At 68.8% G+C, this 16703-nt stretch carries 16 protein-coding genes; 5 read left to right on the top strand and 11 right to left on the bottom strand.

Features of this window, described 5'->3' with window-relative positions; all coding sequences use genetic code 11:
- Nucleotides 1–4: 4 nt before the first annotated feature.
- From rutB to EPN98_RS00945, 7 genes are all read right to left on the bottom strand, one after another.
- Nucleotides 5–727, bottom strand: coding sequence for a pyrimidine utilization protein B (gene rutB / locus EPN98_RS00915; RefSeq protein WP_293358962.1), 723 nt, complete (start codon nucleotides 725–727; stop codon nucleotides 5–7).
- A complete protein-coding gene (gene rutA, locus EPN98_RS00920) occupies nucleotides 714–1790 on the bottom strand; it encodes a pyrimidine utilization protein A (protein WP_293358964.1) in 1077 nt (358 codons plus the stop codon). The genes rutB and rutA overlap by 14 nt, the downstream gene beginning before the upstream one ends.
- Nucleotides 1791–1854: 64 nt before the next feature.
- Nucleotides 1855–2658 carry a TIGR00730 family Rossman fold protein gene (locus tag EPN98_RS00925; protein ID WP_293358967.1) on the bottom strand — a complete coding sequence of 268 codons (804 nt, stop codon included), beginning with the start codon at nucleotides 2656–2658 and terminating at the stop codon, nucleotides 1855–1857.
- A gap of 9 nt (nucleotides 2659–2667) precedes the next feature.
- Entirely contained in the window at nucleotides 2668–3678 is a 1011-nt protein-coding gene (locus EPN98_RS00930) for a glutathione S-transferase N-terminal domain-containing protein (protein ID WP_293358970.1), read from the bottom strand.
- A 14-nt stretch (nucleotides 3679–3692) separates the two neighbouring features.
- Complete coding sequence (locus EPN98_RS00935) at nucleotides 3693–4943, bottom strand: hypothetical protein (protein WP_293358973.1); 1251 nt, start codon at nucleotides 4941–4943, stop codon at nucleotides 3693–3695.
- A 9-nt stretch (nucleotides 4944–4952) separates the two neighbouring features.
- Nucleotides 4953–5957, bottom strand: a complete 1005-nt coding sequence (locus EPN98_RS00940; RefSeq protein WP_293358976.1) for a hypothetical protein — start codon at nucleotides 5955–5957, stop codon at nucleotides 4953–4955.
- Nucleotides 5954–8194: a TonB-dependent receptor gene (locus EPN98_RS00945; RefSeq protein WP_293358979.1), complete on the bottom strand. Its 2241-nt coding sequence runs from the start codon at nucleotides 8192–8194 to the stop codon at nucleotides 5954–5956. The genes EPN98_RS00940 and EPN98_RS00945 overlap by 4 nt, the downstream gene beginning before the upstream one ends.
- Nucleotides 8195–8451: 257 nt before the next feature.
- Here EPN98_RS00945 and EPN98_RS00950 point away from each other — a divergent pair, with 257 nt between their 5' ends.
- Nucleotides 8452–9150: a hypothetical protein gene (locus EPN98_RS00950; RefSeq protein WP_293358982.1), complete on the top strand. Its 699-nt coding sequence runs from the start codon at nucleotides 8452–8454 to the stop codon at nucleotides 9148–9150.
- Here the strand turns inward: EPN98_RS00950 and EPN98_RS00955 are convergent.
- Genes EPN98_RS00955 through EPN98_RS00965 form a run of 3 tightly spaced genes read right to left on the bottom strand, consistent with a single transcriptional unit; the run spans nucleotide 9147 to nucleotide 11951 of the window.
- Entirely contained in the window at nucleotides 9147–9629 is a 483-nt protein-coding gene (locus EPN98_RS00955; RefSeq protein ID WP_293358985.1) for a hypothetical protein, read from the bottom strand. The genes EPN98_RS00950 and EPN98_RS00955 overlap by 4 nt on opposite strands.
- Before the next feature lie 34 nt (nucleotides 9630–9663).
- Entirely contained in the window at nucleotides 9664–10410 is a 747-nt protein-coding gene (locus tag EPN98_RS00960; RefSeq protein ID WP_293358989.1) for a helix-turn-helix domain-containing protein, read from the bottom strand.
- A gap of 8 nt (nucleotides 10411–10418) precedes the next feature.
- The gene (locus EPN98_RS00965; protein WP_293358992.1) at nucleotides 10419–11951 is read right to left on the bottom strand and encodes a sulfatase-like hydrolase/transferase; all 1533 of its coding nucleotides are present in this window, start codon (nucleotides 11949–11951) and stop codon (nucleotides 10419–10421) included.
- A gap of 87 nt (nucleotides 11952–12038) precedes the next feature.
- Between EPN98_RS00965 and EPN98_RS00970 the strand changes: the two genes are divergently transcribed.
- The 4 genes from EPN98_RS00970 (at nucleotide 12039) to EPN98_RS00985 (ending at nucleotide 15737) form a co-directional block, all read left to right on the top strand.
- A complete protein-coding gene (locus EPN98_RS00970) occupies nucleotides 12039–12947 on the top strand; it encodes a LysR family transcriptional regulator (protein ID WP_293358994.1) in 909 nt (302 codons plus the stop codon).
- Nucleotides 12948–13019: 72 nt separating this feature from the next.
- A complete protein-coding gene (locus tag EPN98_RS00975; RefSeq protein WP_293358996.1) occupies nucleotides 13020–14012 on the top strand; it encodes an MBL fold metallo-hydrolase in 993 nt (330 codons plus the stop codon).
- A 95-nt stretch (nucleotides 14013–14107) separates the two neighbouring features.
- Nucleotides 14108–14953 (top strand): alpha/beta hydrolase, encoded by an 846-nt coding sequence (locus tag EPN98_RS00980; RefSeq protein WP_293358999.1) that lies wholly within the window; start codon nucleotides 14108–14110, stop codon nucleotides 14951–14953.
- Between the two features lie 82 nt (nucleotides 14954–15035).
- Nucleotides 15036–15737, top strand: coding sequence for an EF-hand domain-containing protein (locus tag EPN98_RS00985; protein ID WP_293359002.1), 702 nt, complete (start codon nucleotides 15036–15038; stop codon nucleotides 15735–15737).
- Here EPN98_RS00985 and EPN98_RS00990 read toward each other — a convergent pair.
- A complete protein-coding gene (locus tag EPN98_RS00990; protein ID WP_293359005.1) occupies nucleotides 15682–16524 on the bottom strand; it encodes a hypothetical protein in 843 nt (280 codons plus the stop codon). The two genes, EPN98_RS00985 and EPN98_RS00990, sit on opposite strands and share 56 nt — an antisense overlap.
- Nucleotides 16525–16703: the final 179 nt, after the last annotated feature.

Genomic DNA, 16703 nt, shown 5'->3' on the forward strand with positions numbered 1-16703 from the left:
TCTCTCAGGATTCGGGCGGGGCCTGGCTCACCGCCCCGCAGAAGTCGGCGGTGTTCGACACCCAGCCGAAGAATCTCTCGACGTTGTAGACCGTGGCCTCCTGCAGGAAGGGCGGCCCCGCCTGGTGGGTGGCGTCCTCGATCAGCACGCCGAAGAACTCGCGATGATAGCCGTCTCGCAGCGTGCTCTCGACGCAGACGTTGGTGGCGATCCCGCAGAAGGCCAGGTTCCGGATGCCGCGCGCCCGCAGCACCGAGTCCAGCGCGGTGTTGTAGAACGCCGAGTACCGCGGCTTCTCGATCACGATGTCGCCGGCCTGCGGCTGCAGGCGGTCGACCAGGGCATAGTCCCACGTTCCCTTGGCCAGCAGCTTGCCCTGCAGATCGGGGTTGTCGCGCATGGTCTTCAGCGCGTTGGACTTCCACCAGTTGGGCGACCCCGGCCCACCGGCCTCGACGTAGTCGGGATCCCAGCCATTGCGGAAGAACACCACGGTCACACCCGACTGGCGCGCAGTCTCGACCAGCACGACGATCTTCTCGATCACGCCTGCCGCGCCCTCGATATCGAAGCCGGCCAGGTCCAGATAGCCGCCCGGCGAGGCATAGGCGTTCTGCATGTCGACCACGAGCAGCGCGGTGGCCTTCGGGTCGATCGGCAGGTTCTCGGGCCGCGCCGGCAGGGTCACCGCGCCGGGGATAGGGACGGTGGGTCTAGGGTCCGACATGCGCCCGGCTCTTCATCTTGGGCTGGATCTTCGACCCGAAGGCCTCGACGCCCTTCTCGAAGTCGTCGAACACCAGCAGCACGCCTGCGGTGCCCGGCACTTCGGCGACCTCGTCCAGCATCCGCGCCACGCTGTCATAGCTGCCCACCAGCGTGCCCATGTTCAGGTTCACGGCCGACTCCGGCGCGGCCAGCTGGGTGGTATTGGTGTTGGACGTGCCACCCTGCGCATTCGGCGCCGCCTGGTTGGTCAGCCAGGCCAGGGCGTCCTGGTCGGCCCCGTCGCGATACAGCTGCCATTTGGCCATCGCCGCCTCATCCGTCTCGTCGGCGATGATCATGAAGAGGATGTAGCTGGCCACGTCGCGGCCGGTCCTGGCCGCCGCCGCCTCCAGCCGCTGGTTCACCGGCGCGAAGGCCGTAGGCGTATTGGTCCCCTTGCCCAGAGCGAACGAGTAGTCGGCGTACTTGGCCGTGAACGCCAGGCCCTCGTCGGATGATCCGGCGCAGATGATCTTCACGCCCGGCGTCGGCTTGGGCGAGACGCGGCAGTCCTGCATCTGAAGGTACTGGCCCTTGAAGTCCGAGACGCCGGTCTCCATCAGCTCCTTCAGCACCGTCGCGTACTCGGCGAGGTAGTTGTAGCGGTCCTTGTAATGGCTCTCGCCCGGCCACAGGCCCATCTGGTCGTACTCGGCCTTCTGCCAGCCGGTGATCAGGTTGATGCCGAACCGGCCGGGCGCGATCGAGTCGATGGTGGACGCCATCCGCGCCACGATCGGCGCGGGCATGGTGAGCGTGGCGGCGGTCGCGAAGATCTTGATTCGGCTGGTCACGGCCGCGAGCCCCGCCATGAGCGTGAAGCTCTCGAGGTTGTGCTCCCAGAACTGCGTCTTGCCGCCGAACCCCCGCAGCTTGATCATCGAAAGCGCGAAGTCGAAGCCGTAGTGCTCGGCCCGCTGCACCACGGCTTTGTTCAGCTCGAACGTCGGCATGTACTGCGGCGAGGTCTCGGAAATGAGCCAGCCGTTGTTCCCGATCGGGATGAAGACGCCGATGTCCATGTGCCCTGCCCCTCCTGCACGGCCCGCCAGTTGGCGCCGCTGCGCCGAGGTGCGCAAGCCCGCCCTACCAGGAGGGCGCCACGTCGGCCGGCGGCGGCTCGGGCAGGTCTTCGTACGGGCGCAGGCCGCCCGCCAGGAGGCATTCCCACACCTGCTCGGGCGTTTCAGCGAAGCGGAACAGGCCGAGGTCTTCCCGCGCGATCATCCCGTGCTCGATCAGTGACTCGAAATTGACCACCGAGCGCCAGTAGGCCTCGTCGAACAGCACGATCGGCATCGCGGGCGACTTGTCGGTCTGGCGCAGGGTCAGGATCTCGAACAGTTCGTCCAGGGTTCCGAAGCCGCCCGGAAACACCACCAGGGCGCTGGCCCGCATGGCGAAGTGCATCTTGCGCATGGCGAAATAGTGAAAGCGGAAGGTCAGTTCGGGCGTCGAATAGCTGTTCGGGAACTGCTCGTGCGGCAGGGTGATGTTGAGGCCTATGGACGGTGCGCCGACGTCGGTGGCCCCGCGGTTCGCGGCCTCCATGATCCCGGGGCCGCCGCCGGTGCAGATCACGTTGTAGCGCTCGCCCTTCGCCGACAGGTGCGCCCCGCCTTCCTTCGAGGCGATCGCGGCGAACTTCCGGGCGGCGGCGTACCAGCGCGGGTGCGGCTCGGGCCCGTCCTCGCGGATCCGGGCGCTGCCGAACACCACGATGGTCGACCTGACGCTCCAGTTGCGCAGCGCCTCGTCGACCTTGGCGAACTCCAGCATGAACCGGACCCCGCGCATGGAGGGGCCCATGATGAAGTCCTGATCCGTGGAAGCCAGGCGGTAGGTGGGTGACGCGGCCTGCGGGGCGCTCGGGTGGTGTGTTTCGCTCATCCCACCCTTTTAGGCCGGTTGCGCGCTCCGCGTCAGCGCTGAGAGCGCGCCGGCCTGCTCCAGCATCGGCGTCACCCGCGCGCTCGCCTCGGCCGGCAGGTCGGCGTAGGCGCGGCGCAGGTTCTCCAGGCACTTCGCCTGATACCTGAACGTTCCTTGGGAATAGGGCCGACCCAGCAGCTCGACGGTGAAGGTCTCCTCCCCCGCTCGCAGCGCCGCGTCGTTGGCCAGCAGGAAGGGCATGTAGACCTCGCCGGCGAAGGCCAGAAGCTGTTGCACGGCGGGCGCCAGCGGCTCGCCCGCCGCTCGCCATTCCCCCTCGATCCCCGAGGCGTCGTCCAGGTGCATCAGCCAGCGATAGGTGAAGGGCGCGATCTCGCGCATCAGCTCGGCCGGCGTCGGGTCGTTGGCGAGCTGAGTGAATTGGCCGTACCAGCCGAACTCGGCCAGCGAGGGACGCGAGCCGAAGAAGTAGGGCCGCTCCAGCACATGCGCCTCGAAGATCGCGCAGAGCCGGCGCATGGCGTCCTCGATGACCGGCGCGTTCTCCTTGGTGCAGCCCACGATCGGCATGCGCCCCACCTGACGGTCGCGGAAGAAGTCGGCGAATTTCTTGATGCCGTCGTACCCGGCGACGCCCCGGTCGTAGGCCAGCCACTCGCTCATGCGGATCTGGTCGCGCTCAGCGTCCCAGCGGTAATGGAACATCAGCTTTGTGCCGAACTCGTCGGCCATGTCCTCGAGCAGGTAGGCCAGGAAGGCGTCGCCCGGATCCGGGGGCACTATGCCCCGGCCCTCGTGGCGCGCCTCGAGGTCGAAGATCATGGGCGTTGAGTCGTTGTGGTAGTCCCCTTCCGGATACTGGATCACCGGGATCACGGCGGGCTTCACCAACGCCCGCTCGGCGTCGTTCTGCGGGGTCATCTGAATCCAGTGAAACGGCAGCCGCCGATAGCGCAGGATCGCCCGCATCTTCATCGAGTACGGCGAGCCCAGCCCACCCAGGATGCGATAGGTCACTGTGGTCCTCCTCCCTACAGGGCGGCGGCGATCACTTTCGCAAAGGCGTCGACCACCGGAGGAACCAGGGCCGGCGACACGCAGCGCAGGTCGTCGCTCTTGGTGTGGTGATACCGGTGCGAGCCAAAGATGCCCATCGCCGGATCGTAGCCCGCGGCGAGGATGCTACCCAATTCGCCCGCAGCGAGCTTCGGATCGGCCGGATAGGGGGTCTCCAGGCCTGGCAGTCCGGCGAAAGCCGCCTTCATCGCCGGGACCAGCTTGGGCGCGCCCAGCAGGAACCGCTGGGGATCCGCGCTTGGCAGGGGTGACAGCAGGGCGCCGCGCTCGTGCCAGTCGCGCGTGGCCACGTTGGCGCCCAGGTGGACCCAGAGCGCGGTGTCCTGCGGCTTCGGCGCCCAGCCGTGGATGTAGAGCTCGCCCCCCTGGTACTCGTACTCATGCCCGCTGGTGGCCACGAGCGCGACGTTGGCCGGCAGCTTCGTCTTCGCCGCCCAGGCCGTCAGCATCAGCCAGACCGCGAGGCCCGAGCCCCGCTCGCCCACGCATCCGAACCAACCCGAGCGTGGCGTCGACAGCACCAGCCAGCGGCCAGCGCCACGGTCCAGGGTGGCGGTCACGTTGTAGGCCGGCCGGCGGTACGAGCGGCCCGACATGTTGAGCGTCGCCGTCTCGCCCTTGGCGGCGGCCGCCAGGAAGGGCGCGGCCTCCTTCGGCGCCAGCACCGCCACGGGCCGGCCAAACAGCTTGCGGTCGGCTGGAGTATTCAGCGCGACAGCCTCGCCCGTGGGCCCGGTGGTCACCAGGACGACCGCGTCGCCCTTCACGGACTTCAGCCGCTGTTCGACCGCCAGCGCCGTCGACCAGCGGGCGTAGGGTAGGACGACCACGGCGATGCCCCCGTCCCGGTCGCCGGCGTGGAGCGGCCCGGTGATCCCGCCGGCCGGCGTGGACGTCACGATCGCCTGGGGAATGACCCCCGCCGTCGTCGCGCCCATCGACAGCGTGGCCTCGCCGTCATAGGCCGGAGCCTCGAACGACTGGCGCTTGACGGCGTAGCCCAGGGCCTTGAGTTCCCCCTCCAGCCAGGCGCCCGAGGCCTCGTCGCCCGGCCCGCCCGAGGCCTTGTCGCCGAATGACTGATAGCGTTCGAGGATGCGCTTGGCCTCGGCCTCAGCGTTCGGCCCGGAGGCCATGGCGGGTCCCGCGGCGAGTAACGCGCCCGCGCCCAGGACAGCGCGGCGGGAGGCGGTGAGAGGGTCCATGCCGCGACGCTAGCGCAGGCCGTCCACCGGCGCGATGGGCGTCGGAGGTCCGCAGCGCTGAGCCTTTACATAGCCGTCGCCCGCCGGGTCCAGCCGCTTGGGCAGCGTGCAAAGCTCGGCCAACGCCGCCTTGTCGCCCTTGAGGTAGGCGTTCCAGAATCGGATGGTCTCGGCCTTCACGATCTCCATCTGCGGCGGGTCGATCGGCTTCAGCTGGCCGGTGACGACGCGGCGGCCGCCGAACAGCGCGTGGTCGGCGTCGTCGAGGATGATCAGATACTGGTCGGCGCCCGAAATCGCCTGGTACGGCGTGGTCCGTTCGAACGGCGTCCTTTCGAGGTCGAAGGGCGTGGAGTCCGCCGTCCCTGTAAAGTGGAGCATCGGCGTCTTGACCCGCGCGAACGCCCCCTTCGGATCGTCGCCCCGCGGCTTGTTCGGGCTGTAGGCGATCGCAGCCTTGATCCGGGGTTCGGCGAAGCGGGTCTCGCCCGGCGCCGAGGCCAGCCGCTGGCCCACCGCCGTCAGGGTCGACAGCGCGCCGAACGAATGGCCCGACATTCCGATGTGGGCCAGGTCCACCCTGCCCTTCAGCGCCGGATCTTTCGCAATCTGGTCCAGCGCGAACGGCAGGTCGCCGTAGCGGCCCTGTGCCGCCTCAGCGGTCATGCCGGCCCGGCCTGCAGCCACGACCCCGGCCTCGGTGGCCGGTCGGCCGCCCCCGCCCAGGATGCCGCTGTCCGACCCCGCATGCTGCAGGGTCACCACCACATAGCCCGCCTCGGCCACCGTCTGCAGGATGTAGGTCGAGGCTTCGCGGTTGCCGCCCAGGCCGTGGCTGTGCACCACCACCGGGAACGGCCCCGCGCCCTTCGGCAGGTACAGCTTGTAGGGCACGACCCGCCCGCCCCGCGCCGCGTCGGTCCATTCGCCTCGCACGACGTCGACCTCGACGGCCCGGGCGGCGAGCGGCGCCAGAACAAGCGCCGCCGCCAGGATCAGCCCGCCAAGTCTCACCACTTGTACCGCAGCTGGGCGCCCCAGGTGCGGGGCAGGTTGTAGCGGCGCACGTCGCCGGTGGCCGACGGCGCATGGAACACGAGGTAGTTCTCCTGGCCCGCGTTGTTCACGAAGCCGGTCAGGTCGAACTGCTGCCAGGTGACGCCCGCGCGCACATTGAACAGCACGTAGTCGTGCAGCAACGTGGTCTGGTTGGCCTCCTGCACGCCGCCCTGCCGCGCGCTGCCGTTGATGTTCACATAGCCGCTGACGTCATCGGTGATGTCGCGGCGATAGTTGACGGTGAACGTCTCGGTCCACTTGGGCTGCTGCGGCTGCTTGAAGCCATCGTAGCGGCCCGCAGTGACGTGGCCCCCCTGACGAGAGCCGCCTACCGTGACCCGCAGGTTGCCACCCGCCAACTCGGCTCGCGCCGTGGCTTCCAGTTCGATGCCCCACAGCCGTGCAGGGCCGGCGTTGAACGCGTACGAGGTCGCCTGGACAGGGCACGCCGGATTGTTGGCGCGGCAGCCGTTGTCGCCCTGGATGACGAGGTTCTTGTACTTGTTCGAGTAGGCGGCGCCGGTGACGTAGACGCTGGGGCCCAGGTTGCCCTTGAACCCGACCTCGTAGGCCGTGACCGTCTCGTTGTCGAACTCCGGCGGCGGGGCGAGTGCGGGGTCCTGGCGCGGGTCGCCGAGATTGCCGTTGAAGCCGCCGGCCCGGTAGGCCGAGCCGATCTTGGCGTACATCATCATCAGCGAGGTCGGCTTGTACGATACCGTGGCGGTGTACGAGACGTTGCTTTGCGTCCGCGACCCGGTCGGGTTGACCGCCGCGCCGACGACCGGGATGTCGGTCACATAGAGGAACTGGCGGGCCAGGAAGTTGCGGTCGTCGTGGGTGTAGCGCAGGTCGCCCGAGACCTTCAGTTGCTCCGTCAGGTCACGGTCCACCGAGCCATAGACCGCGTACGACGAATAGCGCGACCGGCCGCGGGTGATGGTGCCGAAGTTGTTGCTCGCCGCCGTCGGCGACTTGCCCAGGATGTTCGAGGTGGTGTCGTTCAGCAGGTACCACTCGCCGCCGGCCACCCAGTTGAAGCCGTTCGTCTCACCGACGAGATGGGCGTCGTAGTAGCTGATCCGGGCGTGGTCGATCTGGTCGCCACCTTGGTTGTAGTCGGCGTTGCGGATCTGGGTTAGGCCCGAGGCCGACACGCGCCCCGGCATCGCCGCCAGCTCGTCAAAGAACGGTCGCGACAGCGCGTCCCGGTCATACTGGTTCTGGCCCCGTCGGTCGCGCAGGTTGACGATGGTCGACAGCGTCGCCCAGCCGAGGTCGGTCTCGGTGGTGAATTCCAGGTTGCTGAGGCGCTGCTTGCCCGTGGAGTCGGTGTTCCAGGGCGTCCGGTACTTGTCGGTGAAATAGCCCTGGGGGAAGTTCGCGTTGGCGAAGGCGACGACCTGGTAGACGAGGCCCGGCACACGCTCGTTCGACCGCTCGAGCATCAGGTTCGCCGTGAACGGGCCGCTGTCGTAGCGGACCTGACCGCGGAAGAACTGGCGGTAGGTGGCGTCGGCGTACCGGTCGATGGTGTAGAGGTGGTAGAAGCCCTTGTCCTGGTCGCCCAGGGCGACGCTGAGGCGGGTGGACCAGTTCTCGTTGATGGGCAGGTTGGCCACCACCTCGACTTCGCGCTTCTGGTGCGAGCCGACAGTGCCCAGCACATAGCCCTCGAACTTGTCGGTCGGCCGGGCCGAAACGACGTTGATGGTTCCGCCTGAGGCGTTGCGGCCGCCCAGGCCCCCCTGAACGCCGCGCAGCACCTCGACGCGCTGGATGTCGAACAGGTCGATGCCGCTGAAGGTGCGCCCCGCCACGTTGCCGCCGCCGATGAACGCGCCGTTCCGGAACAGGCCGACGCCGGCTTCGGCGTTGGTTGCGCGCGAGGTCCCCGATCCGCGGATCGAGACATCGGACGTCAGGGCGTTGGACGTGTTGGCGAAGTTCACGCCCGGCGAATTCGAGAGCAGCTGCTGGGCGTTGGCCAGCCCGCCCTGCGCCTGGATGTCCTCGGCGCCCAACGCGGTGGCCGCCACCGGCACATCGCGCAGACGCTCCTCGCGCTTGCGGGCCGTGACCAGCACTTCCTCGACCTGGCTGTCGTCCGAGGCCTGCGCCAGCGCAGGAGACGCGATCGCGCAGCACAGCGCCACGATCGACGCGCGCGCTGTCAGCATCCGTTGGTTCATGTCTTCCCCCTCACTCACAATGGCCCCTTGAACGGAGGGCCCTGGGTAGATTTTTATTCCCATCAAATCAGTAGGAATAAAGTTTCGCCGCCCACAGATTTTCTCGATTGCCCGGCCCCGGCGACCGACCGTTACCGAAGCGTGACAGCGATCCGACGCTATCGGCGGGGACCGGCGATTTCCAATGCCTGCGGGGCTTGGAGCCATAGCGCCCTGTCCCCTTGACGCGTGCGCGACGCGGGCGGGACTGTCGGATCATGACCGCCATCGATCGCCGCCGCTGGCTCGCCGCCGCTGGCGCTGTCCTGCTCGCACCGGCCGCCAAGGCAGCGGAGACACGTGTGTACGACTACCTGTTGCTCGACCTCGACGCGGCGCCCGGAGCGCCGCCGACCCGCGCCTTCGCCGACCACGTCCGCGCGGCAGGGCTGGACAACGCGGGCGGAACGCCGCTGGGGCTCTTCAGCCCGCAGATCGGTTGGCATGCACGGCAGGCGGCGCTGCTGGTCGGCTGGTCGCCCGACGCAAAGGGCCGGGACAAGGCGATGGCGGCGCTCGCCACGGCGCCGGGCGTGAAGTCCGTCGGGCGCCACCGCCTGCAGGCGACCGCGCGGCCCTCGCCCACCGACCGGCTCAAGCCCGGCGGGATCTACGTCCACCGCTGGTTCGTCATCGCCACGAAGGACCTAGCCGAGTTCGTCGAGCTGTCGACCACCGGCTGGCGCGACTTCGAGGCCCGCTTCGACACCAACATCTTCGGCCTGTTCACCGCCGAACAAACCGCCGCCGACAAGGCCGCCGGCCAGACGCGTCTTCTGCTGCTGACCCGCTACAAGGACCACGGCGTCTGGGAAGCGTCCCGCAACCCCGACACCGCCGCCATGGCCGCCTTCCAGCGCCGCCAACTGATCACGCGCGACACCTGGAACGACTCGACCCTGCTGGTGCCGCTCTAGGGCGCGAAGCTCGACCGGCCCTGGATACCCCAGCGCCCGTCCACCCGCGTCACGATGTAGACGGAATCGAAGCCGCCGATCACGCTGCCGTCCTTGCGGTAGCGGTTGAACCGCGTGTCGATATGCACCTTGTCGGCGCCGGCATGGATCACGTCACGCCGGGCCCAGGCCGAATGGTCCCAGTCGGCCAGCGAGCCGGTCGTGAACATCTCGGGCTTGTGGAAGCCGGGGTTGATGATCGTCACCCTGCCGGACGCGAAGCGCACATGCGGGAAGTTGAACGTCGCCTCGTAGGCCGGGATGTCGCGGGCGTTGAACGCGGTCATGAACGCATCCAATCGCCCCTGCGCCGCGGCGATCTCGGCGGCGAACTTCGCATGTTCGGGCTTCACGGCCGGCGCCTTGACCGGCTGGCCGGCGGCGTCCGTCGCCGCGGCCATAGCGACCCCGGCCCCGATCAGGGCTTCCCTGCGGCTCACCATGCTGCTCCTCCAAGCTCTCTGGGGCCGCCGCTCACGGGAGCAGGCCCTCGGTGTCGAACGGCCATTCCTGCTCGGGCGAATCCAGGTCGAGCAGCTCGGCGGCGTTGTGCCGCCACGCGCGGATCATCTGGCCGCACCAGCGGATGAACAGCTCGTCCTTCTCCGGGTCGCCCTGTTCGACCCAGTAGGCCAGGGCGTCGTTGCAGAACGAGATCATCGGCTCGAGCGACAGCTCCAGCAGCGCGGGCCGGCGGCCCCGGGGCGGCGGCGGGTCGGGATACCAGAGCAGCGACCGAAGCCGCAGGCCGGTGCGCAGCCGCAGCGCCGCATGGCTGGCCTGGTAGGCCGGGTTCTGGTCGCCGTGGCGCACCAGCAGGATGAAGCCGTCCTCGAAGCTGCGCGCGGCCGCCAGCGCGCGCCGCATGCCGCCGCCGTAGCCGGTCCAGGGCTTGGCGTCCTGGGCCTTCAGTCTGCGCACAGCCTCGGCGAAAATCGCCAGGATCAGCGCGTCCTTCGAGGGGAAGCGTCGGTAGAGCACCACCTTGGTCACCCCCGCCGCGGCGGCCACCTGCTCCATCGTGGCGCGCGCCAGGCCGTGCTGGCGGAACACCGCGGCGGCCACCCGCATGAACTGCTCGCGGCGCTCGGCTTCGCGCTCGGTGACCGGCGGGGCGGGATCGTTGGCGGCGGTCAGCGACTTGGGCAGGGTCGAACTCCGGGTGTCGGCGCAAGCTGGCACAGGCCCACGCGCGCCGCCACGCCATCGCCGGATAGCCATCGGCTATGTCAGGGATACAGCTTCACCAGCTCGCCTTCGATCCGCCGCGTCGACTGCCGCATGCTGGTCCACTGCGCCGGCACGTTGGCCTTGTCCCAGGCCTCGATCTTGGCCTGAAGACGCGCCACGACGTCCGGCTGCTCCTTCGCCAGGTTCCGGGTCTCGCTGGGGTCGTCCTTGAGATTGTAGAGCATCACGAACCGCCCCAGCGGCGACATCGTCGCCTTCACGCCGTCCGGCGTGATGCTGGACCCGGTGCTGGCCTGCTCGGTCGGGTCGGCGCGGTTGACCATCCACATCTTCCAATCGCCGTCGCGGATGGCGAAGTTGGGGCCCGAGCGCCAGTACAGCGTGGGGTTTGGCGTCGCAGCGTTCTTGCCGGTCAGGTACGGGATCAGGTTCACGCCGTCCGAGCCCTTGGGCATCGTCGCGCCGGCAAGCGCCGCCGCGGTGGGCGCGATGTCCAGGCTGGACACCACCCGCGTCTCCACTTTCGGCTGGATGTGGCCCGGCCAGGCCATGACGAAGGGCACCCGGACGCCCCCCTCCAGGTGCGTGCCCTTGTAGCCGTTGAGCGGCGCGTTTGTGCAGGCGTCGCCGATGTAGCCCGCGCAACCGTTGTCCGAGAGCAGGACGATCAGCGTGTCCTTCTCGATCCCTTCGGCTTTCAGCTTGGCGCGCACGGCGCCCACGCTGTCGTCCAGCGCCGAGACCATGGCGGCGTAGACCCGCTGCCCCTTGTTCGGCACGTCCTTGTAGCGATCGATGTATTTCGCGGGGGCCTGCAGCGGCGTGTGTGGCGTGGTGTGGGCCAGATAGAGGAAGAATGGCTTGTCCTTGTTCGCCCCGATGAAGCGCACCGCCTCGTTCGTGAAGGCGTCGGTCAGGTACTCCTTCACCTCGACCGGCTCACGCCCGCGCGTGATCGGCGAGCGTTGGCGCAGGACCACCATCTGGGCCGCCTCCGAGCCCGGGCCCAGGCCCGTGCCGCCCTCCGCCGTCCCGTAGGTGGCCTCGGCGCCCGGCGGGGTGTGGAACTCGTCGCCCGGTCTGGTGTCGACGATAAAAGCGTTCGCGCCGGCCGTCGTGCCGAAGTACTCGTCGAAGCCGCGCGCCACCGGATGGTAGTCGCCCGACTGGCCCAGATGCCACTTGCCCACCATCCCCGTGTGATACCCGGCCTTCTGCATCACCTGGCCGATGAAGGTCTCGTCCAGCGAGACGCCGCCGTTGCGGTCGCGGCCCACCGGATTGAACTCGTAGCCGAACCGGGTCTGGTAGCGGCCGGTCAGCAGCGCCGCCCGTGACGGGGCGCAGACGGGATGGCTCACATAGCCCTGCGTGAACCTCACGCCGTCGCGCGCCAAGGCGTCGATGTTGGGCGTCTTGACGATCTTGCTCCCATAGACGCCGGTGTCGCCGTAGCCCAGGTCGTCGGCCAGGATCACGATCACGTTCGGCTTGCGCGCCGGCGCGGCGTGAGCGGGCATGGCGGCCAGCGCCAGACCAAGGGCGGCGGTGGCGACGAGGGTCTTGCGCATCGGTTGAGCTCCGGTTTGCCTTGAAGCTAGCGGGAACGACGCGCGTGATCTGCACAAGCCTGCGCGGCGATGCTATAGCCTCAAGGCATGGAGCTTCGGCATCTCGAACAGATTCTGGAAATCTGCCGTGCGGGCGGGTTCTCGGGGGCTGCCCGAAAGCTCCAGATCTCCCAGCCCACACTCTCGAAGAGCATCGCCCGGCTCGAGGCGCAGCTGTCGTTGAAGTTGTTCGACCGCAACGGCGGCGCGGCGCGGCCCACCGCCTACGGCGCCTTCGTGGCTCAGCGCGCCGAGACCCTGCTCCAGGGCGTGGCCGCCCTGTCCCGAGACCTGGAGCAGCTGGCCCGCGGCGAGGAAGGCCGCGTTCGCATCGCCGTCGGCCCCGCCTCGCGGCTGAAGCCCCTGCCCGAACTGCTGCGCCGCGTCGCCCTGCGGTTCCCCAAGCTGCACGTCGAGACGATCCAGGAGACCGGCCCCGGCGTGATGAAGGCCCTGCACGACGGCCGGGTCGACATGGCCTTCGGCTATTCCGAGCACGCCGCCCGTTATGGCGAACTGATCCGCAAGAAACTGTTCGAGGACGCCATCGTGCTCGCTGTCCGTCCGGGCCACCCGGCGCTGGCGTTGGCCGACGCGGGCCCGCGCGAGCTGTTGGCGTATCCCTTTGCGCTGCCCAACGTGCTGCCGGGGATCGAGCGGTGGGCGGGCGACATGACCCGCGAAGAGGCCGACAACCTCCGGGCCTTCGTCAGCGACGACTATGCCTTGATCATCCAGCGCGCGATCGACACCGACACCATCGCCATGGGCGCCTCGTTCCTGTTCGAGCCGCAGCTGCGCGATGGCCAGCTGAAGATCGTCTCCTCGACCCTCGACGTCCCGTATGCCTGCTGGATGCTGACCACCGCCGAGCGCTGGCGCTCGCCGCTGATCAAGGCCATGGCCGAACTGTCCAAGGCCGCTGTTACTCAAAACCCCCGCATGGCGGCCGCCTGATAGCTGTCAGCTATGGCGGCGCACAGGAAGCTCGGCCATATCTGACCTCCCATTGCACCGCGAGGTCCCGCCATGTCCCGCCTGATCGCCGTCCTCCTGCTCCTCCTGCTGCCCGCCACGGCGAAGGCTCAGGCGTTCGACGGCCTGCGCGTGGTCTTCTGCGGGACGTCGGGGCCCCTGCCGATCGCGGGCCGCGCCAAGCCCTGCACGGCCGTCCAGGTCGGTGGGGCCCTCTACCTCGTCGACGTCGGGCCGGAGTCCACCGAAAACCTGATGAGCTGGCGCGTGCCCGTCGCGACGGCCAAGGCGGTGTTCATCACCCACCTTCACTCCGACCACATCGGCGACCTCGGCGAGTTCAACATGCAGAGTTGGGTCGGCGGCCGCGCCCAGCCGCTCGCCGTCGTGGGGCCGGCCGGGGTCGACAAGCTCGCTAAGGGCATGAACCTCGCCTACGAGGACGACCATCGTTTCCGCAAAGCGCACCACGAGCACGGCGCCACGTTCGAACTGCCTGCCGGCCTGCTGCAGCCCAAGGTGGTCACCATCGCCAAGCCCGACGGGGTGGCTGTGGCCTGGAAGGACGGCGACCTCACCGTCACGGCCATCCGCGTCGCCCACGACCCGATCGACCCGGCCTTCGCCTACCGCTTCGACTACAAGGGCCGCTCGGTGGTGATCAGCGGCGACACCCGCAAATGGCCGCCCCTCGCCGCGGCCGCCAAGGGCGCCGACGTGCTGATCCATGAGGCGCAGAACAACGCGATGACCCGGCAGATGGCCGCGGGCCTGAAGACCATGGGCAATGCGCGGCTGAGCTCGATCATGGCCGACACGGTCACCTACCATACCGAACCGGTCGAAGCGGCCGATCTCGCCCGCGCCGCCGGCGTGAAGGCGCTGGTGCTGACCCACCTGACCCAGGCGGGCCTGCCCATGTATTCGCCCGAGACGTTCGCCAAGGGGATGGAGGACGGCGGCAAGCTGGACTGGCGCCTGGCCAAGGACGGGATGACGATCGAGCTTCCCGCAGGCAGCAGTGACGTGCGTTTCGGCGCCTACTGAGGTCGCACGAAGGTTTTACCGGCCCGGCCCGGGCCAGGGTTGGAAGCGTCACAGGCCGTGCGCAGGGTGAGGCTCCCCAACACACGGAGCCCCCCATGCCCACGATCGCGGTCCAGCCCGGCGTCGATATCTTCTACAAGGACTGGGGCGCCGGACAGCCCATCGTCTTCAGCCACGGCTGGCCCCTGTCGTCCGACGACTGGGACGCCCAGCTGATGTTCTTCGCCAACCACGGCTACCGGGTGATCGCCCACGACCGCCGGGGCCATGGCCGCTCGACCCAGACGTGGGACGGCAATGAGATGGACACCTATGCCGACGACCTGCGCGCGCTGGTCCTGGCGCTGGACCTGAAGGACGCCATCCACGTCGGCCACTCCACCGGCGGCGGCGAGGTCGCCCGCTACCTCGGCCGCCACGGGAGCGACCGGGCGGCCGCCGGCGTCCTCTTGGGCGCGGTGCCGCCCATCATGCTGAAAACCGACGCCAACCCCGAAGGCCTGCCGATGGAGGTGTTCGACGGCATCCGCGACGGCACGCTCAACGACCGCTCGAACTTCTTCAAGGTGCTGCCGACCGGTCCGTTCTACGGCTTCAACCGGCCGGGCGCGAAGGTGAATCAGGGCCTCATCGACAGGTGGTGGCTGCAGGGGATGATGGGCGGGATCAAGCCGCACTACGACTGCGTCAAGGCCTTCTCCGAGACCGACTTCACCGAGGACCTGAAGACGATCGACGTGCCCGTCCTTCTCATGCACGGCGACGACGATCAGATCGTGCCCATCGCCGATTCCGCGCTGAAGGCGATCAAGCTCCTGCAGAAGGGAACGCTGAAGGTCTATCCCGGCTTCGATCACGGCATGGCCGCCACCCATCCGGACGTGATCAACGCCGACCTGCTGGCCTGGCTGCAGGGCAAGGACATCGGCGCGACCGCCTGACGCGTGCGAATTGTGGCGGCGGCGACATTGCGTCGCCGCCTTCGGCGTGGAACCTGATGCTCTCACCGTCGGGGAAGGTCGTATGCGTTCAAGCTTCTGGGTCGGCGTCCTGGCGTTCGGCGCCTGTGCGTGGCCTGCGGCCGCCTTCCAACCTCCGCCGCCGGACGAGGTCTATGTCCGCCCGCAGGAGCCTCGGGGGCCGCCTCCGCCTCGGGCCCAGCTGTTCATCAGCCCCGCAGGACAGCCCTTCCGCGCCCCGCCCGACCAGCCCTACCCCGTCGCGGCCTGGTTCGCCCAGGCCGACGCCGACCACGACGGACGCCTGACCCGCGACGAGTTCCGAACCGACGCCGAGATATGGTTCAAGGCGCTGGACGCCGACGGCAATGGCCAGCTCGGCATGATCGAGGCCCAGCGCTGGGAAGAACAGCTGGTGCCCGAGATCGCCCGCGACGCCCTGGGCGGCGGGCCGCCCGTGGGCCGACGCGGTCCCCCCGGCCGCAACCAAGCCGACCACCGCCATCAGGGCGCGGCCGTCTACGGTCTGGTCAACGAACCCCATCCGGTGCGCGGCGCCGACGCAGACTTCTCGATGAGCGTCAGTCCCAAGGAATGGCGCGCGGCCGCTGACCGCCGCTTCGCGGTCCTGGACCCCGACGGCGACGGCGTGGTGCTGGCCATCGACCTCAAGCCGACGCCGGCCCAGGCCGGCCCCGGCAGGGATGGTCCTAGGCCCGAGCGCCGTCCGCCCACAGCTCAGAGGAGGCCTTCATCAGGCGGATGACGAACTGCACGCACCCGACGTCGTCGCCGGTGGCCGGGTCGGCGATGACGACATCGTACCAGACGTTCTCGGCCTTCGGGCTCTCGGTCAGCCGAAGGATCCTGGTGCGGCCCACGTAGTCGACGCCCGCACGAAGCGGCCCGCGGTACTGGCGCACCTCCAGCGAGCCGAACAGCCCGACCGAGCTCCCCACTTTGGACAGCACCCGCGAGCGTGCGCCATGCGCCAGACGGACCAGGTGCGACGGCGGCAAGACATTCTCCTCGGCGTACAGCCGGTGCGGTTCGGTGATCCGCTCCAGCGAGCTCCTAAGGTCTTCCACCTCCACCCGCAGGGGGATGTCGAACGCCTCCTCGCCCACGGTATGGTTGGCCAGGATTCGCAGCCGCCCCGGCTCGGCCGGCGTCTGCATCGGCAGCTTGCGGGCCAGCTCGGACAGCGAGTCCGGGGCGTTGGCGCTGGCCGTGCCCTCGCAGATCTTGGCGCCTCCCTCGTTGAACATCGAAAGGCGCGCCCGGCCTTCGCCAGGCGCCACCACAGCCCGCACCTTCTCGGCGTCGACGGTGGCCTGTGTGAAGTGCAGTGACATGTCCCCGCGCTGGAACCAGCGCTCGCCGTACAGTTCGAGCAGCATGGGCACGAACTGGTCCATGTGGACCGATCCTGGCACCGTGCCGCCCTTGAAGCCCAGCTTTGAGGCCACCGCGTCGTTGTGGATGGACCCTGGGGCCTGCTGGAACGCATTGCGCGGTACGCGGAACTCGCCCGTCAGTTCAGTCACGGCCATGGCGTCCTCCCTTGTTCTGGTTGGACGCATCCTGACTCCGAACCGAACTTTCGAAAAGCCTTACCTCCCCCGCGCAGCGGCGGGAGGGGGACCGGTCGCCGAGGCCGGCGCAAGCCGGCTGTAGAGCGATTGGTGGAGGGGGCGAACTTCAGGCTCGGCGGATCGATCGGCTGTTTTGA

The organism is Phenylobacterium sp. (assembly GCF_004299445.1).
GTDB lineage: Bacteria > Pseudomonadota > Alphaproteobacteria > Caulobacterales > Caulobacteraceae > Phenylobacterium.